This window comes from Fluctibacter halophilus (assembly GCF_020687825.1).
Classification (GTDB): Bacteria; Pseudomonadota; Gammaproteobacteria; order Enterobacterales; family Alteromonadaceae; genus Fluctibacter; species Fluctibacter halophilus.
Genome location: NZ_JAJEWP010000001.1, coordinates 1809821 through 1833513, shown reverse-complemented (window position 1 = coordinate 1833513; position 23693 = coordinate 1809821). Strand labels below are relative to the sequence as shown.

24 protein-coding genes and 1 rRNA gene are annotated in these 23693 nt (G+C 53.0%); 21 read left to right on the top strand and 4 right to left on the bottom strand.

Annotated features, from left to right (window positions below):
- Positions 1 to 114 (top strand): 5S ribosomal RNA (rrf, locus tag LJ739_RS08765); the annotation flags it as partial.
- 1137 nt (positions 115 to 1251) lie between these two features.
- Here rrf and LJ739_RS08760 read toward each other — a convergent pair.
- Positions 1252 to 1671 carry a hypothetical protein gene (locus LJ739_RS08760; protein ID WP_229159346.1) on the bottom strand — a complete coding sequence of 140 codons (420 nt, stop codon included), beginning with the start codon at positions 1669 to 1671 and terminating at the stop codon, positions 1252 to 1254.
- A 303-nt stretch (positions 1672 to 1974) separates the two neighbouring features.
- Between LJ739_RS08760 and LJ739_RS08755 the strand changes: the two genes are divergently transcribed.
- Together LJ739_RS08755 and tmpT are read left to right on the top strand one after the other, a co-directional pair.
- Positions 1975 to 4086: an Ig-like domain-containing protein gene (locus LJ739_RS08755; protein ID WP_229159344.1), complete on the top strand. Its 2112-nt coding sequence runs from the start codon at positions 1975 to 1977 to the stop codon at positions 4084 to 4086.
- Between the two features lie 33 nt (positions 4087 to 4119).
- Positions 4120 to 4758, top strand: a complete 639-nt coding sequence (tmpT, locus tag LJ739_RS08750; protein WP_229159341.1) for a thiopurine S-methyltransferase — start codon at positions 4120 to 4122, stop codon at positions 4756 to 4758.
- A 60-nt stretch (positions 4759 to 4818) separates the two neighbouring features.
- On the opposite strand, the gene LJ739_RS08745 is transcribed toward tmpT, so the two are convergent.
- Entirely contained in the window at positions 4819 to 5373 is a 555-nt protein-coding gene (locus LJ739_RS08745) for a hypothetical protein (protein ID WP_229159338.1), read from the bottom strand.
- A gap of 164 nt (positions 5374 to 5537) precedes the next feature.
- Between LJ739_RS08745 and LJ739_RS08740 the strand changes: the two genes are divergently transcribed.
- From LJ739_RS08740 to LJ739_RS08680, 14 genes are all read left to right on the top strand, one after another.
- Positions 5538 to 7415 carry a GGDEF domain-containing protein gene (locus tag LJ739_RS08740; RefSeq protein ID WP_229159336.1) on the top strand — a complete coding sequence of 626 codons (1878 nt, stop codon included), beginning with the start codon at positions 5538 to 5540 and terminating at the stop codon, positions 7413 to 7415.
- Positions 7416 to 7620: 205 nt separating this feature from the next.
- Entirely contained in the window at positions 7621 to 8157 is a 537-nt protein-coding gene (locus LJ739_RS08735; protein ID WP_229159334.1) for an HvfA family oxazolone/thioamide-modified RiPP metallophore, read from the top strand.
- An 80-nt stretch (positions 8158 to 8237) separates the two neighbouring features.
- Complete coding sequence (locus LJ739_RS08730) at positions 8238 to 9086, top strand: HvfB family MNIO-type RiPP peptide maturase (RefSeq protein WP_229159326.1); 849 nt, start codon at positions 8238 to 8240, stop codon at positions 9084 to 9086.
- A complete protein-coding gene (locus LJ739_RS08725) occupies positions 9086 to 9826 on the top strand; it encodes an HvfC family RiPP maturation protein (RefSeq protein ID WP_229159324.1) in 741 nt (246 codons plus the stop codon). Before LJ739_RS08730 ends, LJ739_RS08725 begins: the two co-directional genes overlap by 1 nt.
- 73 nt (positions 9827 to 9899) lie before the next feature.
- On the top strand, positions 9900 to 10022 hold the full coding sequence (locus tag LJ739_RS19050) for a hypothetical protein (protein WP_267494179.1): 123 nt from the start codon (positions 9900 to 9902) through the stop codon (positions 10020 to 10022).
- 39 nt (positions 10023 to 10061) lie between these two features.
- Entirely contained in the window at positions 10062 to 10598 is a 537-nt protein-coding gene (apt, locus tag LJ739_RS08720) for an adenine phosphoribosyltransferase (RefSeq protein WP_229159314.1), read from the top strand.
- Between the two features lie 9 nt (positions 10599 to 10607).
- On the top strand, positions 10608 to 13127 hold the full coding sequence (gene dnaX, locus LJ739_RS08715) for a DNA polymerase III subunit gamma/tau (protein ID WP_229159312.1): 2520 nt from the start codon (positions 10608 to 10610) through the stop codon (positions 13125 to 13127).
- Positions 13128 to 13153: 26 nt separating this feature from the next.
- The gene (locus LJ739_RS08710; RefSeq protein ID WP_229159310.1) at positions 13154 to 13480 is read left to right on the top strand and encodes a YbaB/EbfC family nucleoid-associated protein; all 327 of its coding nucleotides are present in this window, start codon (positions 13154 to 13156) and stop codon (positions 13478 to 13480) included.
- A gap of 17 nt (positions 13481 to 13497) precedes the next feature.
- Positions 13498 to 14097: a recombination mediator RecR gene (gene recR / locus LJ739_RS08705; protein WP_229159307.1), complete on the top strand. Its 600-nt coding sequence runs from the start codon at positions 13498 to 13500 to the stop codon at positions 14095 to 14097.
- Between the two features lie 119 nt (positions 14098 to 14216).
- Complete coding sequence (gene htpG, locus LJ739_RS08700) at positions 14217 to 16139, top strand: molecular chaperone HtpG (protein WP_229159305.1); 1923 nt, start codon at positions 14217 to 14219, stop codon at positions 16137 to 16139.
- Positions 16140 to 16537: 398 nt separating this feature from the next.
- Positions 16538 to 17182 (top strand): adenylate kinase, encoded by a 645-nt coding sequence (gene adk / locus LJ739_RS08695; protein WP_229159302.1) that lies wholly within the window; start codon positions 16538 to 16540, stop codon positions 17180 to 17182.
- 78 nt (positions 17183 to 17260) lie between these two features.
- The gene (locus LJ739_RS08690) at positions 17261 to 17665 is read left to right on the top strand and encodes an MAPEG family protein (RefSeq protein WP_229159300.1); all 405 of its coding nucleotides are present in this window, start codon (positions 17261 to 17263) and stop codon (positions 17663 to 17665) included.
- A 38-nt stretch (positions 17666 to 17703) separates the two neighbouring features.
- A complete protein-coding gene (locus LJ739_RS08685; RefSeq protein ID WP_229159298.1) occupies positions 17704 to 17937 on the top strand; it encodes a hypothetical protein in 234 nt (77 codons plus the stop codon).
- A 118-nt stretch (positions 17938 to 18055) separates the two neighbouring features.
- A complete protein-coding gene (locus LJ739_RS08680; protein ID WP_229159296.1) occupies positions 18056 to 18880 on the top strand; it encodes a PEP-CTERM sorting domain-containing protein in 825 nt (274 codons plus the stop codon).
- On the opposite strand, the gene LJ739_RS08675 is transcribed toward LJ739_RS08680, so the two are convergent.
- Complete coding sequence (locus LJ739_RS08675) at positions 18836 to 19510, bottom strand: hypothetical protein (protein ID WP_229159294.1); 675 nt, start codon at positions 19508 to 19510, stop codon at positions 18836 to 18838. The two genes, LJ739_RS08680 and LJ739_RS08675, sit on opposite strands and share 45 nt — an antisense overlap.
- A 193-nt stretch (positions 19511 to 19703) precedes the next feature.
- Here LJ739_RS08675 and LJ739_RS08670 point away from each other — a divergent pair, with 193 nt between their 5' ends.
- From LJ739_RS08670 to LJ739_RS08655, 4 genes are read left to right on the top strand one after another with little or no spacing between them, the layout of a single operon-like run.
- Positions 19704 to 20042 carry a PadR family transcriptional regulator gene (locus LJ739_RS08670; RefSeq protein WP_229159292.1) on the top strand — a complete coding sequence of 113 codons (339 nt, stop codon included), beginning with the start codon at positions 19704 to 19706 and terminating at the stop codon, positions 20040 to 20042.
- Positions 20035 to 20742, top strand: a complete 708-nt coding sequence (locus LJ739_RS08665) for a hypothetical protein (RefSeq protein WP_229159290.1) — start codon at positions 20035 to 20037, stop codon at positions 20740 to 20742. The genes LJ739_RS08670 and LJ739_RS08665 overlap by 8 nt, the downstream gene beginning before the upstream one ends.
- 23 nt (positions 20743 to 20765) lie before the next feature.
- Positions 20766 to 21614, top strand: a complete 849-nt coding sequence (locus tag LJ739_RS08660; protein WP_229159482.1) for a MotB family protein — start codon at positions 20766 to 20768, stop codon at positions 21612 to 21614.
- Positions 21615 to 21617: 3 nt separating this feature from the next.
- Positions 21618 to 22412, top strand: a complete 795-nt coding sequence (locus LJ739_RS08655) for a motility protein A (protein ID WP_229159287.1) — start codon at positions 21618 to 21620, stop codon at positions 22410 to 22412.
- A gap of 49 nt (positions 22413 to 22461) precedes the next feature.
- On the opposite strand, the gene LJ739_RS08650 is transcribed toward LJ739_RS08655, so the two are convergent.
- On the bottom strand, positions 22462 to 23523 hold the full coding sequence (locus LJ739_RS08650; RefSeq protein WP_229159285.1) for an endonuclease/exonuclease/phosphatase family protein: 1062 nt from the start codon (positions 23521 to 23523) through the stop codon (positions 22462 to 22464).
- Positions 23524 to 23693: the final 170 nt, after the last annotated feature.

Below are 23693 nucleotides of genomic sequence, written 5' to 3'. Positions count from 1 at the left end.
TGGCGGCAATAGCGACACGGTACCACCTGACTCCATTCCGAACTCAGAAGTGAAACGTGTTAGCGGCGATGGTAGTGTGGGGTCTCCCCATGTGAGAGTAGCACACCGCCAGGCTCCCAATACACGAAGAACCCCGTTCATACGAACGGGGTTTTTTCGTATATGCGCAGCATAGCTGCGCTACTTCGCGGTGAACCAGATCCCGAAGGGGGTCCCCAGCCCCTCGCAGAGCTCGGGTCGTTCCGAACGGCGCAAGCAAAACTGTTTGCTTGCTGTTTCCGTTCTCCACCCCCATGTGGAGTAGGCAGGTTTTAGCTAGCAACTTGCGTTGCTATCCCACCGGGAAACCAAACCCATCAGAAAACAGTATCGAAGTAGCACTGCGTTGACTGTAAGGTAACAAACCATCCCTGGTGCTACGTCCAGCCGCGCATCCCTGCGCGTCGTTCACTCAACTGCGTTATGCCACCGGCATAACGGTTTTCGTTCACCCCCATGTGAGAGAGTGCTGTTCGAATATGGGGACTCATGTGACCAAAACGTCGGGAGCGTTTTGGAACGTTGGAGCGAAGCGACGACGGCCCGCAGGGCGAAGGGCAGGATGCCCGGAGTACAAATTCGTCGGGAACGAATTTATGTCCTACATCCATGTAGGCCACTTGCTTCGCAAGCCAGCTAAAGCTGTTCTGCATTGCTCCTGCAATGCTTCGTGAACGTGCTTTAGCACGGCCCCGAAGGGGTGAGGGCAGGACTGCCCGAATAAAGTAGGCAGGTTTTTGCTCCTGCAAAACCTGCATTTCCGCCATCCATGGCGGTCACACACCGCCCAGAGCCGGTCACCGGGGCTCCCAATTAAAACGAGAAAGGCCACCCATAGCGGGTGGCCTTTTTTCGTTTTAGCTAGCAACTTGCGTTGCTATCCCATCGGGAAACCAAACCCATCAGAAAACAGTATCGAAGTAGCACTGCGTTGACTGTAAGGTAACAAACCATCCCTGGTGCTACGTCCAGCCGCGCATTCCTGCGCGTCGTTCACTCAACTGCGTTATGCCACCGGCATAACGGTTTTCGTTCACCCCCATGTGGAGTAGGCAGATTTTTGCTCCTGCAAAACCTGCATTTCCGCCTTCCATGGCGGTCACACACCGCCAGAAATGTCTACTGGGAGTACCCAGCGCAGTCACAAAGTGTCCCTGAAGGTGGTTCATATCTGACTTGATAAGGGGACTTACTCAATCCGGCATTATCCAATTAGGATATAAACATCGTAGATGGACCGAAGTCAGTATCAAAGCCTTGCTCCTGAAGCAGGGTTTTGGCTTCGTCTATGGACGCAACAAATTCGAATCGGGTATCAGACGCCACGCTGGCCATGGTTTTCTCGACTTGCCAGCGGCCCAGCGAAGTGATCGGTGGGATGATCGCTTCCAGTACCAGGCCATTTTGCCCATCTTCGCGTAACGAAGCGATCATGGCCTGATTCGATTCGGGGATGGTCAGCACCCATTGGCGCAAATCAATAATCCGCGCCCAGGGTTTGTCATTCATCCCATCACAAAAGCGCGCCACCTCTTCAACGTATTTCGCCGTTGCGAGGCCATCCTGTATACCTTCAAACTCCACACACATGGCGTTGGAACTGGTACTGATGTGGATATTGCACGTGCTCACGATATAGGCTTCCTGTGGCGATGTTTCAGTATAGACAACAACCACAACACATTGCACTATCAGTGGCGTCCGCGCTACTATTGGCATCGCTATTAATAGCAAGAACGACATGGATGTTACAACCCGCTGAAGCTGTTTCTGAGGCTTTCTCAGTATGCTATGGAACGGTACATTTTTTTGCAGTGTCCCTACGCTGTAATTCCATCCCTTGTCATTCGCATTAATCACAATAAAAACGTTTTTCATCACGCGTCCTGTGCGTTATATGGCGTATCTCGTGTGGTATATTCAGGAATCACTACAATGAAGAATAGTCCTCTGCTGCCGATTGCAATATTGGCATCGTTAACCGCGTGCGGTGGCGGAAGTGGTGGGGAATCAAACACCTCAATCAATCCACCGTTACCGGCCACCAATCAAGCGCCTGTTGCCCAGAATGACACCGGCAATGTGTTTGCCGGACAAAGCATTGAGCTGGATGTTATGGCCAATGACTCCGATCCCGAAGGTGACACCTTAACCATTGAGACGGTAGGAGACGTTGCCAGCGGCAGGGTCGTGATGGATGGCAGTGTATTACGATATGAATCCACTGGTGATTTTAGCGGGGTCGTGACCTTTTCTTACACTGTGGTGGACGGTAATGGTGGCAGTAGTGAAGCCACCGTCAGTATCGATGTATTGAACCGTTTGACGCTCGCGGGGCGAATTGACGGCGTAGCGCAGTCAGACATGACAATAACAGCGTATGTCGATGACAACGCCTACACGGCGACAACCAACAATCAGGGACAGTTTCAACTCGTAGTTGGGATTGCTTCAGAGGAACAAAGCATCCGTTTGCAATCCACAGCAGATGATCGCGGTATCCAATACCAAACATGGCTGAATGCACAAGATGGTTTGTTGTCATTAGCCGATGATGAAGAACAAATCAACGACGTCGTTTTGTCATTGCTGACAACTCGGGAAGCGCTGTTGCTCGATGCTATTGCGCAACAACATGGCGTGCCCGTAAGCAGTGATAACCTGGCTCGTTACCGTTTACTCATTGATCACACAGACACGTTTAACGGAGCCCTAGCTGCGAAAATTGCACGGGAAAATCCATCCGTTGAATTGCCCGACGCGTATCAGACCGCCGCGGATGTACTTTCGGATCTGTTTGGCTATGCTGATCATTTGGCCGAGTGGAAATCAGCGTATCCTGTTCAATACCAGGAGGCTTTGGATGCTCTGATGCAGAGTGTTGGCACCCATGAAAGTGCTGAAACAGCTTTGATGAAAGATCTGCTGATTTTTCCGAAATTCAGCTCTTCAGGAAAGACGATTACTTTCGAAGCGCTGTACTTCAATACCAGCGAAAATGGTACGTATTTCCCCAATAAGAAAAGTATTACACGGACATTTGAGCAAGGGCGTGCAGTATACGATGTAGACGATTGGTTGATCGTTTCTACCCCGGGACAGTACTGTGAGAATAGCACAACGAGTGAGCGGATTTGGGATTGGCTTGATGCTTTCTCACTGGTTTTGTGGAAGCGGGTTGATGATGTAGATTATTTGATCCGTACCCGCACCATCGCAACAAGCAGTACCTGCTATTCGGGCTATACCTACCGCGATGAGGTGGATGTTCTGGTAGTCCCATCCAGTGAAAATATGACCTTTTCACACGGCGTGTATGCCATGGAGTTGTCCCAACGGGCGAAATTTTCAGATGACAATGATGCCATCGAAAAGGTGGCGGCCAGGGTGTCGTTTGATGAGAGCGGTTCTTTTGAGGGCTATGTGGAGGCTAACGAAAACAACAAAAGCGGTCAGTGGCAGGTGGATAACGGTCACTTGGTAGTGACGTTAGATGAGGGGGTAACAACACAATACAGGCAGTTAAATTTTCCTTCGCCCGTCAATCAGTATGTTGCCGTTACGACGCGCAATAATACGGTGGTTGATGTCGATAGTTACCGTATTGCGACCTACAGCAGTGTGACAACGACAGTGAAGGACAGTTACACAATCGCCTCCGCTACCGCAGATAACCCTTACCTTGAACGAGGTGATTCTGGTGGTTTTGGTTTTGTCTTGGAGGTCGATGGCACCGGGTATGACATTTACAAACGAGATGGCGAATGGAAAACCTCTGATATGGTTTTTTCATGGCATCGAATCGGCAACACATTTAGTTTAAACTACTATTCTAACCCCAATGAAGTGTACGTATTATACGACTACTGTGATGTCGACTTACCTGACTGCGCAGTCTATCAAAGCAGGGAATTGGAAATCGTAGGCATGGATACCCTGACAGGAAATTATCTCGTTAGATCACATCGCAGCATGGACTTCAGTAAAATAAAATCTGGCTCTACGCACTATCTGGCGGGTTATGTTGACTTATTCACTATAGAGTGAGTCTCGTACTCAATTATCACTGGGCTGGCGAACATGGACGCACAATTCTGGCATGACAAATGGGAAAGCCGTGAAATCGGCTTTCATCAATCCGACTACAATCCCTTTATGCTGCGCCACTGGGCGCAACTGGGGTTGTCCGCAAACAGCCGGGTGTTTGTGCCCCTGTGCGGCAAATCCCGCGACATGCACTGGCTGCTGTTGCAGGGCTATGAGGTGATCGGCTGTGAGCTGAATGAAACGGCGGTGGTTGAGTTGTTTGACGAGCTGGCGCTGTCCCCTGAAATCGTCAGGGAAGGGGTATTGACCCGGTATCGTGCCGACAACCTGACGGTCTATGTCGGCGATGTGTTTAAGCTGACCCTTGCATTGTTGGGCCCGGTGGACGGCATTTATGATCGTGCCGCGCTGGTTGCTTTGCCGGATAGCATGCGTCAGGACTACGCCAGGCATTTGACGTCCATTTGCGCCAATGCACCCCAGTTACTGATCACCTTTGTGTATGAACAAGCCGCCCACGCCGGGCCGCCGTTCAGCGTAAGCGAAGATTGGGTACAGCAGCAGTATCAGGCCAACTATGCCATTCAGGTGCTGGAAACGGCGGTGCTGGAAGGGGGCCTGAAAGGGCGTGTGCCCGCCACCGAACAGGTATTTTTACTCAGGCCGCGCTGAACTTAACTGAACAATCCGAGTAAATCACAGGGGGCAATTGTCCCCTGTGATTCCTTTGGCCTACATGATCATGATATCGGCATCACATTCCCAGTTGTTGTCACTGTCCGGCGTCTGTACTTTGATCTGATCATAGTCGATACCCTGCAACTGATCTTTTACCCCTTGCTCAAAGCGTTTGGCCACTTCGCCGATGTGTTTGCCTTTGTGTCCGATGGCGTCAAAATCCCCTTGGTGTTGCGCAATTAATGCCTGTAACTGGTCAGCGACGGCTTCCTGTTGCTTGAGCAGCGTTTTGTCGATCACCAGACGCTGGCCATCTTCGATAATGGCGAGTTTGGTCAGTGCTTTGATGTCCTCGGAATAGCGGTCGATGTCTTCCTGAATGGCGTCAATGGGCATCTGCAAGTCGGTCATTTCATCCGATGCTTCCTGCAGATCCTGATAGGCCAGGATGACATCATGGTCCATCGCAACGGTCTTGATCAGCTTACAATCTTGATAGGCATGCAACAGATAATCATTGCTACTGCTAGACTGCGCGTTGACCAGGCTACTGCCTGCAATGACACCACTGCAGATGGCCAGGGTCAGAAATGCTTTTTTAAACGTCATGGTAGTTGTCCTTTGGTTCGATTCGTCACAGGTTAAGTCGAGCGGGTGTTTGAAAAAGTTTGATGTGATCAAAAAAGTTTTTATCTGTGCATCAATGTTGTGTTTTGCATGGGACCTCGGTTTGTCTGATACACTGAACCAAGATCACAGTAAGGAGTGGGTGTATGCGTTGGTTACTGTTATGGCTGGTATCTGCAAGTCTTTTTGCGCAGAGCGGCCCGGGTTCAGTGACATTCGATGCTGTAAAAGCACAGGCTGAACAGTTTGACGGCTTGGAACAGAAGCTTGAAGTCTACCGTGCCAATGCTGACGCTGTGGCGCAATGGCCAGTGCATGATCAGGGTAAGTACTATTTCGAAGTCGGCTTTCTGGCCGGCGAAATGCAGGATTATCCGGTCTCGGACAGTGCCCTCAACAACGCCATCTCATTACTGGAGAGCATTGATGTTACTGCGACGCTGGTGCATGCCTATATTGAGCGCTCCTATTTTACCTATGTAAAAACCAATGACATTGAACAATATTGCCCGGATCGCGCCACCGCGCTGGCGTATGCCCGCGAACTAAACGACCCCGAAACCCTGGTTAAAGCGTTGACCCAACGGGCGTTCTGCCTTAATCGGGCAGACAACTTTCAGCAGGGGCTGGCGCTGCTGGATGAGGCGATCACCATTGCCCAGCGTGAACAGTTGTCCGAGCAGCGTTCAGCGATGATTTATAACGCCACAGCCAATATCTACCGCAAAGTGCAGGTTCACCTGCAAGCGTACGATTATCTGCAACGGGCACTCGATGAGTGGTCAAAAGTTGATGATCGCAGCGACATGTTTAACATGCGGCATAACCTGGTCGGCGAGGCCATCGCGTTAGGGTGGTTTGACAAGGCGCAAACCCACGTTGATGCCCTGTACGCCTTGGCTGAACGCAGTCCGGACCATGAAGACTTCACTTTCTTTGCGCACTTTAACGCCGGTCGGCTGGCATTGGCACAGCAGGACTATGCGGTTGCCGTGCGGGTATTGGAAAATGCCCTGACGTTGGCCAACACCACCAATGAAAAGTATTTCGTCAATTTTGCCAATATTCTGCTGGCCGAAGCGTTTGCCCGTCAGGGCGATCTGCACCTGGCGGGTTTACAGGTTAAACAGTTTTCATCCCTGGACAGCCAATTGCAGACCAGCACGCTCAAAGCGCAGGCGATTGCCGCCGCTGCCGAGGGGGATGTGCAGCAAACCCTGCAGCACATGTTTGCCTTGTATGATCTCAGTCAACGTCAGTTGTCGGCATTCGTGGAAAACGAAACGTTGTTGCGTGTGGCGGAGCATGACACTCGGGTGGCGGGCTTTGAAAAGCAAATTCTGGAACAGAAGCTGGCCATCAGTGAACTGGAACTGGCGCGCCAAAAAGATCAGCAATTCATCAGCCAGCTGACCGTGGCAACCGTTGCTTTGCTCCTGTTGGTGGCCTTTGCTGTCATTGTGTGGCTGAACAAAACCCGTCAACGACTCAAGCATAAAGCGCAAACCGATGAATTAACCGGTATTGCCAACCGTCGCCACATGATTGAGCAGGGTGAAAAGTTGCTCAATCACGCCATTGTAAATGGTCAGCCCTTGTCTGTTTTGCTGTTTGATCTGGATGATTTTAAATCCATCAATGACCGCTATGGCCATCTAAGTGGCGACAAGGTACTGAAAGCGGTCGCGTCACGGGTGCACTATGCATTGCGTGCCGACGATTTGTTTGGCCGCATTGGCGGTGAAGAGTTTTTGGTTATTCTGCCGGCTACACCGCACAGCGCCGCCTGTGATATTGCCGAGCGGATCACGACCGCCGTCAGTGATGGCAAGATACACACGGACGAACAGGACTTGTCGGTCACCATCAGTACCGGCCTGTGTTCATTGACGGGGCGCGAGGAGTCACTGACGACACTGATGAAACGGGCCGATGACGCCCTGTATCAAGCCAAGTCGACGGGCAAGAACCGGGTCGTTCGCTGGGATGCTGACACGAGTCCGGTGACTGGTGGAACACCGTGATGAGTCGTTTTACAGACAGGGATCAGATGTTGAAAGGCGCAATTTCGCGGCAATGTGATGGTAGATTGGTCAGCAGAATCCGGCTATTCGTCCCTTTTTTTGTTGCGAATTGAAAAATGTGAAATAAATTTAGTAGCAGCAGGGTCTACTGCCCTGAACAATGTGTGCTTGTTCCAGGCTCATGAACATTACGAAGGAAAACGATATGAAACAGGTTAAGAAATCAACAATTGCAACAGCCATGGGTGCGGTTGTTATCGGTTCACTGGCATCGGTGAGCCTGCAAGCTAACGCAAACCCTTTCGGTATTCAGACGCTGGATGCCGGTTACATGCAATCGGCAGCTGAAGGTTCCTGTGGCGGCAAGAAAGCCGACAACGAAGGCAAATGCGGCGGGGACAAAGGTAAGAAAGAAGGCAAGTGCGGCGAGGGTAAATGCGGCGGCGACAAAGCTCACAAAGAAGGCAAGTGTGGCGAGGGTAAATGCGGCGGCGACAAAGCCCACAAAGAAGGCAAGTGTGGCGAAGGTAAATGTGGCGGCGATAAAGCCCACAAAGAAGGCAAGTGTGGCGAAGGTAAATGCGGTGGCGATAAAGCCCACAAAGAAGGCAAGTGTGGCGAAGGTAAATGCGGCGGCGACAAAGCCAAGAAAGAAGGCAAGTGTGGCGAAGGTAAATGTGGCGGCGACAAAGCCAAGAAAGAAGGTAAGTGTGGTGAAGGCAAATGTGGTGGTAAAGCCTAAACCATAGTCCTGTCACAGTACCAAGCAGGCCGGGTTACCGGCCTGTTGTTTTTTTAACGTCTTTGCCATGGGAGCAAGCAATGATCACAGGCCTTGAAGGCGCGGGTTTAGGATTGCGTCGCGACTTTATCGATCAGGTGGATACCCTTGAACCGGGTGCCGTTGACTTCTGGGAAGTGGCGCCGGAAAACTGGATCCCCCTCGGCGGACGTTATGAACGTCAATTGTCTGCGTTGACCCAACGCCATCCGTTCGTTGCGCACGGACTGTCATTGTCAATTGGCAGCCCCTCACCACTGGATGTCAATTTTGTCAAAGACGTCAAAGGGTTTCTCGATCGCCACAACATTCTGTTTTACAGCGAGCATTTGAGTTATTGCTCGGCAAAAGGCCATCTCTACGATTTAATGCCGATCCCGTTCACCGAAGCCGCAGTTAAACATGTGGTGGCGAGGATCAAACAAGTTCAGGACATCATCGAACGTCCGCTGGTGCTGGAAAATGTGTCTTACTATGCCGCACCAGGGCAGGAAATGACCGAGCAGGAATTTACCTGTGCGGTGCTGGAAGAATCGGGTTGCCTGATGTTGCTGGATGTGAACAACATCTACGTCAATTCGATCAATCATGGCTATGACGCAGAGGCGTTCCTGAAGGCGATGCCAAGCGGCAAAATCGTTTATGGCCACATCGCCGGTCATTACGATGAAGCCGACGATCTGAAAGTCGATACCCATGGCGCCGATGTCATTCCGGCGGTGTGGGCCTTGCTGGAAAAAGCCTATGCATTGCATGGCGTATTTCCGACCTTGCTGGAGCGGGATTTCAACATTCCGCCACTGGCCGAACTGGTAACCGAAGTGGAGCAGATCCGCACGTTGCAACGCCGCTTTGACATGCAACATCCCGACACAGGAATGCGTGCCTGATGGCCTCTTTTGATGTGTTACAACAAGCGTTTGCCGATCATCTGCGCGACCCCCAGAAGGTGCCTTTTGAACAGGGCATTGAACAGCGCCGTCTGAATGTGTACAGAGAGCTGTTTTTTAACAACGTGAAAGGGTTTCTGGATAATGGCTTCCCGGTGTTGGCCAGCCTGTACAGTGACGAGCAATGGGCTTCGCTGGCGCGACAGTTTTTCGCTCAGCATCCGTGTCGCTCACCGTACTTTGTGGAGATCAGCAAAGAGTTTGTTGAATTCCTCAGTAACGAATATCAGCCACAGGACAGCGACCCGCCGTTTATGACCGAACTGGCCCACTATGAATGGCTGGAGCTTGACGTGAGTATCCGACGCACTGAGCAGACCGTATCGCCCTGGCAGGGCGGTGAGTTGCCTGACCAGGTGCAAGCCTCACCGTTAGCGACGCTGGTCAGCTACGCCTTTGCGGTGCACCGTATTGGCCCGGAGTATCAACCCCAATCCCCGGATGGCCCCCATTATCTGGTGGTCTATCGTGATGATAACGATGATGTCGGTTTTTCGCTGTTGAATCCGGTGTCAGCGCAATTGTTCAGTGTTATTCAGGCCAATCCCGGCATTGATCTCAAAACCCTGGCCACAACGATGGCCGGGCAATTGCCACAAGTGCCTGCTGAGCAAGTCAGACAGGGACTATTGCAAACCACACAGCAGATGTTATCCGCGCAGATTTTGCTGCCAGGGTAAGTCCGGACTATGAATTTGCAGGCGATTGGATTACCATTTGCGCCTTTGACGAATTACAGTCTGGAGCAATCACATGCAAACCGATAATCTGCCACAAGATCCGTTTAACTGGGGCTACTTTTTCGCCGCAGTCGCTACCCTTGTCGCGCTACCCCTGATGCATGTCATTCTTGGCTGGTTGGTGTTCTTTTTCTGACACCACCAGTAATTACTGTTTTATACAACGAGGAAGTCTGTGTCTGCCGCGTACATTAAGTCGGTTATAAAAACCGTTCCTGATTACCCCAAGCCAGGCATCATGTTTCGTGATGTCACCTCTGTTCTTGAAGATCACACCGCTTACTCTGCCAGCATCGCGATGTTGGTCGAGAAATATGCGCCGTATAAGTTTGATAAAGTGGCCGGCACCGAAGCCCGCGGCTTTTTGTTTGGTGCCCCCCTGGCGATTGAGCTGGGCATAGGGTTTGTGCCTGTGCGCAAGCCTAACAAGCTGCCCCGCAGCACCATTGGTGAGTCTTACGAGCTGGAATACGGCATGGATACCCTGGAGATCCACGAAGATGCGATCAAACCGGGTGAAAAAGTCCTGATGATCGATGATTTGTTGGCCACTGGTGGTACCATGATCGCAACCGCTAATCTGATCCGTCGATTGGGTGGCGAAGTGGCCCATGCGGGTTTCATCATCTCATTGCCCGATTTGGGCGGCATTGAACGCCTGCAAGCCCATGGTGTGGAAACCCACGCCCTGTGTGAATTTGAAGGTGACTAGGAGATAACCATGAGTTATCAGGTGTTGGCGCGAAAATGGCGTCCGCAGACGTTTTCCCAGTTGGTGGGACAAGAGCATGTGGTGGCTGCCATCACCAATGCCCTGGAAAACCAGCGCCTGCACCATGCCTATTTGTTCACCGGAACCCGCGGTGTTGGTAAAACCACCATTGCGCGGATATTCTCCAAAAGCCTGAACTGCGAACAGGGCATGAGCGCCAACCCTTGTGGTCAGTGCCCAACCTGCCGCGAAATCGAGCAAGGGCACTATGTTGACCTGTTGGAGATTGATGCCGCTTCCCGTACCAAAGTGGAAGATACCCGGGAACTGCTCGACAACGTACAGTACAAGCCAACCCGCGGCGAATATAAAGTGTACCTCATCGATGAGGTGCACATGTTGTCCAAACACAGTTTTAATGCACTGTTGAAAACCCTTGAAGAGCCGCCTCCGCACGTCAAGTTTCTGCTCGCGACCACCGATCCGCAAAAGCTACCGATCACCATATTGTCGCGCTGTCTGCAGTTCAACCTCAAGGCCCTGACCCGTACGCAGATTGCCCAGCAACTGCAGGATATCCTCGGCCAGGAAAATGTTGAGGCAGAACCTCAGGCATTGCAGCAGCTGGCCAAGGCTGCCCATGGCAGTATGCGCGATGCCTTGAGTCTGACCGACCAGGCCATTGCGCAGGGCAACGGCAAAGTGGACAGCAAAACGGTCGCCACCATGCTGGGCCTGATGGACAAAGATGTGGTGCTCAAATTGCTCAACAGTGTGTTGCAGCGGGATGCACAGCAAACCCTGGATAAAGTCGAGCAATTGGCCGCACAGGCACCCAATTATGAGCAGGTGCTGGCTGAGTTGTTGAGTCTGTTACATCAGGTGGCACTGACTCAGTTTGTGCCTGATGCTTGCAAACTTGAGACCACCGCAGCCCGTGGTATTTATCATCTGGCTAAGACATTGCCCCCGGAACAGGTGCAGGTGATGTATCAGATTGCCTTGCAGGGGCGCAAAGATATGCCCTATGCCCCTGACGGTCGAACCGGCCTGGAAATGGTATTGCTGCGCATGCTGGCGTTCACCCCCGGTGAATTCTCCATCGCGCCGCAAACCTACCGTGAGCAAGCCGCCGAGTTGACCGTACCCGCCTCTTCGCCCGCGCAGCCTGAACAGCACAGTGTTGCGCCAGTGAGCGAAGATGAAGGTGCAGAAGCGCCGATGGCGCAGCAAGACGCATCATCGGCGCCTCATCATCCTGAACCTTATGATGAGTCCGATAACGACGGATTGTCGCAGCAGCAAGATGCGATTTGGCAGCAGGCCGAAGCGCAGCATCCACAACAATTTGCACCTGAGCCGCCAATGCCAGAAGGTGATGAATATCACATCGCTGAGCAGGGCGAGCCGGTGCCGTTTGAGGCGCCTGAATCGCCCGATGCTGAGGTACAGGCGCCAGCGCCCGTTGAACAGACCCCCCAGGCCAACGTCACCGCCAGTTTACTGGCCATCAAACGTAATTTGATGCAACCGAGCGTTGAGCAGGAGGCAACCGATCCGGTAAAAAAGCCGACAGCCGAAGAGGCACCGACAACGACGGCTGAGCCCGGTACCGTTCCGGTCGCAAACGCACTGCCGGTAGCTGATACTGCGGTCGATGAACTTGCTCAACCTGACCAAGACGTCGCTGATGTTGACGCCGACACCGACACTGACGCCAGTGCACCGACCGACAATGCGCCGCAGCAGACCAGTTCGGCACATGAGATTCCACCCTTCGGCGCGCCGGTTCAGGACAATGATACACCGCCCTGGGACATTGACGGTCCCGCCGTTAATACAGAACAGCCTGACAGCGCCCCCGCGCCGCTGATGTCAGCACAGGAGAAGGTGACAGCCCCGGTTTCAACCGAAGCCGTGGAAGCCCAGAGTCTGCTCAATGGACCGAGTTTGTCCGAGCCTCCCCGCTACGTGGCACCGGAAACGGCCGCCGAGCATCTGCCCGAGTGGGCGCGGGAAGGGCGGGTGGCTGGGCCACTTGAAAGTGCCGACGAAGCGTTTGATCCCAATGCGCACCTTGACGAGGTTGTCGATGTGCCGGTGGATTTCGATGTGCCGGCGTTTCTGGCATCGGGTGAGAAGGTGATCACCGCCAGCCAGCTGGACACCTGGAGTCGCATGATCCAGGATATGCCGATTGCCGCATTGACCAAACAACTGGCGCTGCATTCCAGCTACCATCTGGAAGGGGACAGCGTACGGCTGACCCTATTGCACAGCAAAGTGCACCTGGATACACCGATTGCCCGCGAGCAACTGCAGCAGGCGCTGGGACAGTTATTACAGCGTGAGGTAAACCTCACCATTAAGCACGGTGAGCCCGTCAGCACGCCGTATGCGGTGCAACAGCAAATACAACAGGTTCGTTTGGCCCACGCCCAGCGGGTAGTGGCCGACGATCCCAACATTCAACGTTTATGTAGTACATTCGCAGCCGATGTGATCGAAGAGTCCATCAAGGCGCGATAATCCAATAGCAACAGAGAGAAATCATTATGTTTAAAGGTGGCATGGGTAACATCATGAAGCAGGCGCAACAGATGCAGGAGCGCATGCAGAAGTCCCAGGAAGAATTGGCCAGCATTGAAGTGACCGGTGAAGCCGGCGCGGGCATGGTAAAAGTCACCATGACCTGCAATCACAACGTGCGTCGCGTGGATATCGATCCATCCCTGATGGACGATGACAAAGACATGGTCGAAGATTTGGTGGCCGCCGCCTGTAACGACGCGGTGCGCCGAGTGCAGGAAACCACTAAGGAAAAAATGTCTGAAATCACCGGCGGTATGCCATTGCCACCGGGAATGAAATTGCCTTTCTGATACGGGCTTAGCGGCGTATGCAGTTCTCTCCTTTGATCAGCGCATTGATTGATGCGTTCAAGGTATTGCCCGGCGTTGGCAATAAAACCGCTCAGCGCATGGCGTTTCACCTGTTGGAGCGTAACCGCGAGGGGGCGCTCAACCTGAGCAAGGTATTGCACGATGCGATGGAGCACGTGCGTCATTGCCAGCGTTGCAGGACCTTTACCGAAGATGCCGTGTGTGATATCTGTGCCAGTGCCAAACGGGCTGACAGTGGTTTGTTGTGCATTGTGGAATCACCACAGGATGTGCTCGCCATCGAGCAGACGGCTGAATACCACGGTCGTTATTTTGTATTGATGGGGCACCTGTCGCCGATTGACGGTATCGGGCCGGCTGAGATCGGCCTGGATACCCTGGCCGAGCAATTGGCCGAAGGTGGAATTAACGAAGTCATTCTGGCAACCAATCCCACCGTGGAAGGAGAGGCGACCGCCCATTACATCGCACAGCTGTGCCGCGAACATGGCATGACTGCCAGTCGCATCGCTCATGGTGTGCCGGTCGGTGGTGAATTGGAATACATCGACGGCAATACCCTGACCCACGCCTTTCAGGGACGACGACAGCTGTAAACCATGGCGCAAACAGACGGGACGTAAGGTCCCGTTTTTTTTGCCTTGAAATTGGATCATTCGTCCCTATTGTCTAGACAACATCCCCAAATACCATACCAACGAGGAGATATTGGTTTATGGCTGAGGTAGCCCATCAAGAAACCCATGGTTTTCAAACCGAGGTGAAGCAACTGCTGCACCTGATGATCCACTCACTGTACTCGAACAAAGAAATTTTCCTGCGTGAGTTGGTTTCCAATGCGGCAGATGCCGCCGACAAACTGCGCTTCCGCGCCTTGTCGGATGACAGCTTGTACGAGAACGACGGTGATCTGCACGTCAAATTGAGCGTGGATAAAGACGCCGGCACCCTGACCATTGCCGACAACGGCATCGGTATGACCCGTGATGAGGTGATTGAACATTTGGGTACCATCGCCAAATCCGGTACCAAAGAATTTTTCAGTCAGTTGTCTGGCGATCAGGCCAAAGACTCCCAACTGATCGGTCAGTTTGGTGTGGGCTTCTACTCGGCCTTCATCGTTGCCGATCACGTTACCGTGCGCACCCGTGGCGCCGGCCAGCCTGCTGACCGTGGTGTTGAGTGGCAGTCGGCCGGTGAAGGTGAATTCACCGTCGCCGATATCGACAAGGCCGAGCGTGGTACCGAAATCGTGCTGCACCTGCGTGAGGAAGAAAAAGAGTTTCTCGACGACTGGCGTTTGCGCAACATTGTTAGCAAGTACTCCGATCACATCAGCATTCCGGTGCAGATGTGGAAAGACGAAGTGCCAGAACGGGACGGCCCGGATGGCGAAAAAATCCCCGCCGAGCCGGGCAAATGGGAAGCGGTCAACAAGGCCACTGCGCTTTGGACCCGCGACAAGTCTGAGATCTCCGATGAAGAGTATCAGGAGTTCTATAAGCACGTGTCGCACGATTTTGCTGATGCAATGACCTGGGCGCACAACAAAGTCGAAGGTAAAACCGAGTACACCAGTTTGTTGTACATTCCGGCCAAAGCGCCGTTCGACTTGTGGAATCGTGAGCAGAAGCACGGTCTGAAACTGTACGTGCAGCGGGTGTTCATCATGGATGACGCTGAGCAGTTCATGCCGACCTACCTGCGTTTTGTCAAAGGTTTGCTCGACTCCAACGATCTGCCCCTTAATGTGTCACGTGAAATTCTGCAGGACAACAAGATCACTCAGGCGATCCGCCAGGGCTGTACCAAGCGTGTCTTGCAGATGCTGGAACGCATGGCCAAAAACGATGCCGACAAGTACCAGTCGTTCTGGAATGAGTTCGGTAACGTGCTAAAAGAAGGGCCGGCAGAAGACTTCGCCAACAAAGAAAAAGTGGCGGGTCTGTTGCGCTTTGCATCAACACACACCGACAGCGATGCCCAGACGGTGTCGTTGCAGGACTACATTGATCGCATGAAAGAGGGCCAGGACAAGATTTATTACGTCACGGCCGACAGCTATCAGGCGGCCAAGTCGAGCCCGCACCTGGAGATCTTCCGCAAGAAAGGCATCGAAGTACTGCTGATGTTTGACCGCATTGACGAGTGGCTGATGTCTCATCTGAGCGAGTTTAACGAGAAAGCATTCCAGTCGGTTGCCAAAGGTGCCCTCGATCTCGGCGACCTGGAAGACGAAGACAGCAAGAAAGCTCAGGAAGAAGCCGAGAAGCAGGTTGAAGGCGTGTTGGAACGGGTTAAGTCGACCCTGGGTGACAAGGTTGTGGACGTTAAGTTTACTCACCGTCTGACCGATTCTCCGGCCTGTATCGTCGCCGATGAACACGGCATGAGCACCCAGATGGTCAAGCTGATGCAAGCCGCCGGTCAACCGGTGCCGGAAGCCAAATACCACTTCGAGCTCAACCCTGAGCATCAGTTGGTGAGAATGCTTGCTGATATGCAGGATGAAACCCGCTTTAACCAGTGGACAGAGGTGTTGTTTGACCAAGCAGCCTTGTCTGAGCAAGGCAGTTTGAAAGATCCTGCCGCGTTTGTGCAGAAACTGAACAAGCTGTTAATTGACTTGGCCAAATAAGCCGTCATTCTCATACTTGATGATAAAAAACGGGCGTTAATGCCCGTTTTTTATTTTAAGCCGATGAATATACAGCTTGGCAACCTACAACGCCTTTAATACAGGCAATGAATGTATAAGACTTTGGTCGTAGCATGCCGTTTACAGGCCTAAATGATCAAAATAGTCATTTGTAAACAAGGTATTAATGTGTATCTGTGCTGAGTTGGCCGAAAGCTGTGGCAAGCCACAATCAACGGTGAAAGTGCCGAATTTGTCGCCATCACAGCTCCGATCTGCATGAAAACCCGCCACTGGCGGGGCAAACAGCGGGGATACGGCTTGTATCCACTGGTCTGAATGTGTAAAGTTGCGGCTGACCTTTGATGATTAACCCTACTACAAGACGAGGACATAGCATGCGCATCATCCTTCTTGGTGCCCCCGGTGCCGGAAAAGGCACTCAGGCTCAATTTCTGATGGGGAAATACGGTATTCCGCAAATCTCGACGGGCGACATGCTGCGCGCCGCGATAAAGGCTGGAACCGAGCTTGGATTAGCGGCCAAGAAAGTTATGGATGAAGGCAAGCTGGTGTCAGATGACATTATCATTGGTCTGGTCAAAGAACGTATTGCCCAGCCGGATTGCGAAAATGGCTTCCTGCTGGACGGTTTCCCACGCACCATCCCTCAGGCGGATGCGATGAAAGAAGCGGGAATCGTGATTGACCATGTGATCGAATTTGACGTCGCAGACGAAATCATCGTCGAACGCATGGGTGGCCGTCGCGTACACCCGGCTTCAGGTCGCGTGTACCACGTGGTGTACAACCCGCCTAAACAGGAAGGTAAAGACGATCAGACCGGTGAAGAGCTGGTGATCCGTCCCGATGATGAAGAGCAGACCGTGCGCAAGCGCCTGGGTATTTATCACGAGCAAACCAAGCCGCTGGTGGATTACTACCAGGGTGAAGCCAGCCAGGGCAATTGCCAATACCATAAGCTGGACGGTACCCAACCGGTGGATCAGGTCAGCGAGAAACTGGCGGCCTTACTCGGCTAAGCCATACTAACTACTTGAAAGATCTGTTAAAGCCCACTACTGTGGGCTTTATTGTTTGTGGCAACCGGCACTTCCTACATGTCAGTATCCATCACGGCTTTCTACGCCTCATTGCTCGCCTTATTTTATCTCTATCTCAGTGGCCTGGTGATACGTCACCGTCTGAAAGAAAAAGTCGCCCTTGGTGATGGCGGCAACCGCCAGATCACCCAGACAATCCGCGCCCATGCCAATTTCAGTGAATACGTGCCGCTGGCATTGATTTTACTGCTGGTGGCCGAGCTGAACGGTGTGGACAGTCTGTGGTTGCACGGCAACGGTGCGCTGTTGCTGGTGGCGCGGGTGTTTCACGCCATTGGTTTGCGTCATCACTACGGCACCAGTTGGCAGCGCTTCAGTGGCACTGTGGTAACCTTTTTGGTTCTCGCCTGTCTGGCTACACTCAACCTGATCAGTGTCTACGGTCTGCAGGCGACTGCCTGAACCCAAGTTCTGAAGCGCTTTGAGCAAGGAGTCGCTCAATGACAACGTTGGTTTTCTGGTCGCTAATGACCATCGTACTTGTGCTTGGTACCTTTTACGTACATCGCCTGGATGAAACACCGGCCGTGCGTTCGCTGGAAAGGGCTTTGCTGGCGGTGGGCGCTTTTGTTTGCAGTGTCTTATACAACTGGCCGGGGATACTGGCGTATGTTGTTCTGATGGTGTTGTCAGAGCTGGTGGTGACTCGCTTTGTTTCTGGCAACGGTCAGTAGCCCGGAAAATCGCAGGCTGTTGTCAGAACCGGCCTGATTGGGAAAGATTAACCGGTTGTTTTTTCTACAAGATGAGATATGTTAGTGCTGTAACTACATCGAATTAAACGGAGTTATCATGTTGAAACAAGGATTGTTATTGGCAACTGCTGTCTGCCTCTCTTTAAATGCTCACGGGATTGTGATTGACCTCAATTTGCAAACCGACAGCGACTATTGGGTTAATTATCAGGACCATCCCATTGCCGGGAGTGGTCAGCAAACCTACGATGTTACACCCACACCCTTCTCATTTTCGATGTTTGTCAATGAAAACAGTGCGTTGGACAGGGTCGATGAGCAGTTTACATCCCCTGACATGACCCGATATCTGCAAACCACCCATTACCGTGATTACGCGATCAATGCCATTTCGCCGTTCACTGACATAATTGCGCCAGATACCCACCTTGATGATGCGATGAGTGCGCCGGGCTTTGTGCAAAGTACCGAGTTCTATCTGTTCAACGAGTTCACTGAATCCGATTTGCCCGCCTATCATGGTGGTTCGGCCGGTCTGATTTATTCTCAGTACTTTGAGTATGAGCGTATCGATACTGAGACCGGCGATATGGTCAATGAGAGTCTGACATTAACCGGTGTGATCGAGTTTCAACACTTTTCTGACAAAGTCGTGTTCGACACATTGAGTCAGTATTCTATTGAAGATTTTTTGACCTTTCTGGGCGATGCTTATGTTCAGCAAGCAACCATATTGAATGTTTCCAGTCGTCAGCCTGGCTCTTGTGGTGCTCCTTCCTGTACGCCATGGCACACACTTGCCGTGGGGGTCTCTACAGGCTCAAGTCGCCTGGCGTCGGTGCCTGAACCTGGTGTAATGGGATTGTTTGCCGCAGGCCTATTCGGCCTTATCATTCGTCGCCGTGGTGTCAGCCGCGGCTGATGCCTCTGGCGCTGCTACCGGCGCGATCCTGACCACATGCTGCACCGGATAGATGTTTGCACTGTCGGTATCGACGTCATAGGTGAACAGGTGGTTGGCGGTGGAGCCTAGCAACAGACCTTTCACTTGGGGTCCTTCGACGTCCAAGGTCACTAGCACCTGATCCCCACGCCCGTTCTTGACCCGTTCACTGTGCCATTCGGCATACAGGGTCACAAACACAAAGGCATACAGTACAAACAGAAACACCAGGCTGACCAGTACCGACACCTTGTATTTGGGCACATACAAAAAAATCATCCAAGCACGCCGCTTCAGCGACGCTGGCTGCTGTTTCCAATACTGCTGCCATTGGTAAGTCTTACGGGTGATGTAATCAAATCCAATGGTCAGCATGATGGCCAGAAAGAACATCAGCAAAGCGGCCGGTTCACTGATCCCGATGATCAGTAGATCGCTGGTTTCCGCCAGTTTAAGGTAGGGGATCTCAAACTGCGCATAGAACGCATCCGCGTAAAAAATACCGCACAGGGTCAGCAACAGGTAGGCCACTGACAGGGTAAACCCGGTGTTTTTCGCCCCGAAGGCGACCACGGCGGATAATTGATGCTCTGGTTGGTAAAGCTGCATAGACACATCCTTGGCCAAAATGTGATGCCAGTGTAAAGGATAAGTCGTTGATCGCAAAGGGGTCATGATGGTGTCAGTGCGACGAGCCGGTGAGCGATTGTACCCAGGTATCAAATTCTATTCCTACAAAGTAGTAAAAATCATTGAGCGGGGATCTGAATTCATCTACATTGTAGGAAAAAAGGAGGGCGGTATGGCGCAAAAATTTCTGGGTGAGTTTGAGCAGATGGTGTTACTGGCATTGCTCAAGCTCGGTGATCAGGCTTACGGCGCCAGTATTCGCCAATTGCTGGATCAGCAAGTGGGCCGGGATGTGGCGCTAGGCGCACTGTACTCAACCCTGGAACGGCTGGAGAAAAAGGCCATGGTGACCTCGCGCATGGGGGAGGCCACACCGCAACGGGGCGGTCGGCCCAAGCGCTATTTCGACGTGACTGCCAAAGGTGTACAGGCCCTCAAAGAGGTTCGCCAGGCGATGAATACCCTCTGGCAAGATGTGTCAATCTGCTCAGGAGTCTGTGCCTATGCGTAGTCATCATCAACCCACTCCCTCGCCACTGGCTTTGTGGTGTTTACGCCACCTGTCGGACCCGAACAGCCGTGATCATCTGGTCGGTGACCTGCTGGAGGAATTTGAGCAACGACAACAACAGGACGCCGCCATGGCGCGTCGCTGGTTGTGGCGCCAGACATTCCACGCGTGTGGATACGGTATCCGCCGACGTTTGCAGGGTAACTGGACGGTACACCTACTGGCGCTGTTCGGCGTGTTGATCCTCAGCCCGACATTGGTTGCCCTGGTGTATTGGTTATCCAACATGGATGCCACGGCGGAGCCGTTGTGGCAGGCGCTGCTGCGTGGTGATCTGCATGTCATCGTGTTGAGCACGGCATACTGGCAGGAAGCCGCGAAGGCGTTTGGTCAGGGCGCATCTCTGGGCATGTTCATCAACCTGCCTGCACTGGTCTGGTCCGGGCTGGTTTTATTCACCTTGTCGGTATTGTTCCGAACCACCACACTGTCGGCACGAACCCTGTTACTGTGGGGGTATGCCAGCGCGATAACGCCGTATGTCATCGGCAGCTACTACATCGGTGTGACTGACATGGTACCTACCGCGATCGGCCCATTGTTGGCCTTCATGTTATTCGCTGCACTTTACTTACTGCCTTGTCTGGCGATTGCCGGCGTGGTTGCGCAGCGCAAGGGACTGATGGCGGAGCCGTCGTGACTCCAGGGGCAATGAACAGTGAGATGCTGCTGGTTGAATCCGAAAAGAGTGAAGACCAGCAGGGCTGGCTGGCAACGTTTGCTGATTTGATGTCGCTGTTGATGTGCTTTTTTGTGCTGTTATTGTCGTTTTCCGAGCTGGATGTGATCAAGTTTCAGCAGATTGCCGGTTCGATGAAAGTGGCATTCGGGGTGCAGCGAGAGGTCGAAGCAGACGCCATTCCGCTCGGTACCAGCGTGATTGCTCAGGAATTCTCCCCGACCCTGACCGAACCTACGTTATTGGATGAAGTTCGCCAGCCCCGTCAGCAGGAAATGCTGCCGGCGTTACGTCACAGCACCGTTGGCCAACGAGCCGAACAACAGGCCCAATCACGCCGACAGGGTGCCATGGCTGACGTGGTTGGTGCCATACAGCGGGAACTGCCAGACGCCTTGTCTGCGGGGCAGTTTGAGCTTGATCACCAGGGCCAGCAATTGATCATTCGTATTCCTGAATACAGCAGTTTTGCCGCCGGCAGTGGTTTTTTGCAGCCTCAGTTTGAGCCGTTGCTCACCCGATTGGCAGCGCTTCTGGCGCAGATCCCGGGGCAGGTGGAAGTGGCCGGGCACACCGATGACCGCCCGGTGGCGAATGAACTGTTTGCCGACAATCTCGCCCTGTCTGCCCAGCGCGCGATGGCGGTGGCCAGAGTGCTTAAAGCCCATCCATTGCTGAATTCCGTGCGGGTTACGGCCTGGGGCTCAGCGCAGCCCCTGAATGACAACGACACAACCGAGCACAGGGCACAAAACCGCCGTGTGGAAATTATGCTCACCCAGGGCAAACCCAAGCAGCAGGCATTGCCTGCTGGACTACTTAACGAGGAATAACGGATGGACAAAGGATCTTTTATTGGTGTGGTACTGATCATGCTGGCCATCGTGGCGGGTATTTCGGCCGGCGGCGAGTCCGTCCTGTCGTACCTCAATCTGTCCTCGGTGGCGATTGTGGTGATAGGCACCTTCGGTGCGGTGATGCTGAGCGTGCGACCGGCGGTGTTTTTTACTGCGCTGGGCAATGTTGGCCACGCGTTCAGGGACAACCATCTGAACATGCCCCAGACCATTGACACCTGTATCCGTCTGGCGGATGTGTCGCGGCGTAACGGCCTGTTGGCACTGGAGGCGCAGGAATATGATGATCCGTTTGTGAAAAAAGCCATGAACATGGTGGTGGATGGTTACGAGCAGGAAACCGTGGAGGGCTTGCTGAACAAAGAAATCTACCTTACCCGCGAACGTAATCAGATTTCCATCAAGGTACTGACCACCTTCTCGGAGTTTGCCCCGGCAATGGGCATGGTGGGTACGTTGATTGGGCTGGTGGCCATGTTGCAGAACATGAAAGATCCCGACAGCATCGGACCGAGCATGGCGGTGGCGTTGCTGACCACACTGTACGGCGCACTGATTGCCAACGGCATTACCACGCCACTGGCGAAAAAACTCAGTACCCGTAGTAATGAGATCTTGTTGTATCAGTCACTGGTCAAAGACGCGGTGGTCAAAATCATGCAGGGTGAGAACCCTAAAGCCACCTTTGAGTTTTTGCAGACCTACGTAGACAACCACAAGCGTCGCTCGGCTGACCAGCTCAAAGACGTGCTGGCCCAAAGCAACCTGGCCTGAGCCAGGCTGGGCTTGCTGCACGCGACGGTTGGTCGCGTGCAGCTTCCCGTCAGAGGGTAAATTCGAGCACGATGGGTAAGTGATCAGACAGCGGTTTGGCATCGCCGAGCAGCACCGCACCATGGGTTTTTTCCAGTGTCGGTGCATGGAAGATATAGTCAATGGTGCGGTCGGGCGTGCGGGCGGGATCCAGTGGTGACATGTAGGTGTACCAGGGCGAGGGATCCGCTTCAATGTCTGCCAGTGAGGGCACTGACGGGTACTGAGTGATCAGCGGGTACAATTCCGTGCCTTGGTCGTTATAGTGACTGCGTAACTCGGTGTAGGACGCCAGTGCGGCATCGTTGGGCAACAGGTTAAAGTCACCGCCCATCACCCAAGGGGTACCCTCGGGCAGTGAAGCCAGGCGCGCCATCACCGTGTCGATTTGCCGTGCCATGGTGTCACTGCCTTGGGCGAAGGCACTCAGGTGGGTGTTGATCAGCACCAATTCGTTACTGCCTTCCACCGGCAGGTGCACCTGTAACATGGCTCGCTTAAGGTTAAACTGGCGGGTGACGATGTCATCGGTGGTGATGGCAGGCAAGGCGTAGCGGGTTGCCTTGCTAAGGGCATACTTCGACAAGACCAGCAACTTCATGCCGACCCGCCCCGCAATCGCAGGGTGGGGCACATAATCGGCTTTCCAATAGAACGTCTCGGTATACGCCGTGTATTGCGGCAAGCGCGCCAGTAGCATCTGGGTCTGATCCTGCAGGTGGGTGCGATCAGCCTCATCGTCCATTTCCTGCAACAGCACAATGTCCGGATCCTGGGCCTGGATGAACGCAGCCACGTTATCGGTGACCTTGGTTACGGTGTCTTTGTCCGGCCACGGATCCGGGCCATCATCATAAAAGAAGTGGTTATTCTGGTTGCCGGCCATGAATTGGACATTCCAACTCAATACTTTGACCGTCTGGCCGGGCAGTAGGGTGGGGGTGTCGGCCTGATTGTGCACCGCTTCGGATTCAACGTCCGCAGGGTGATAGGTACTCAGGTAAACCCAGCTGGTGAACCCTATCCCAACGAGCAGGACCAGCCCGACCAATCCTTTGAGCAATGTTTTCATGCTGTGCCTTTTGTGTATATTGACTGAAAGGGACCGTCGCCTGACAGCACGACAAACACCAAGGTGCCTCCCTGTGATGTTTTTACAATGCGGGAGAAACCTGTTGACTGTCAATGGTTTCTGGGCTGTTATGCGCTGCAGGAATGACAATGAATAACGGACAACATCAA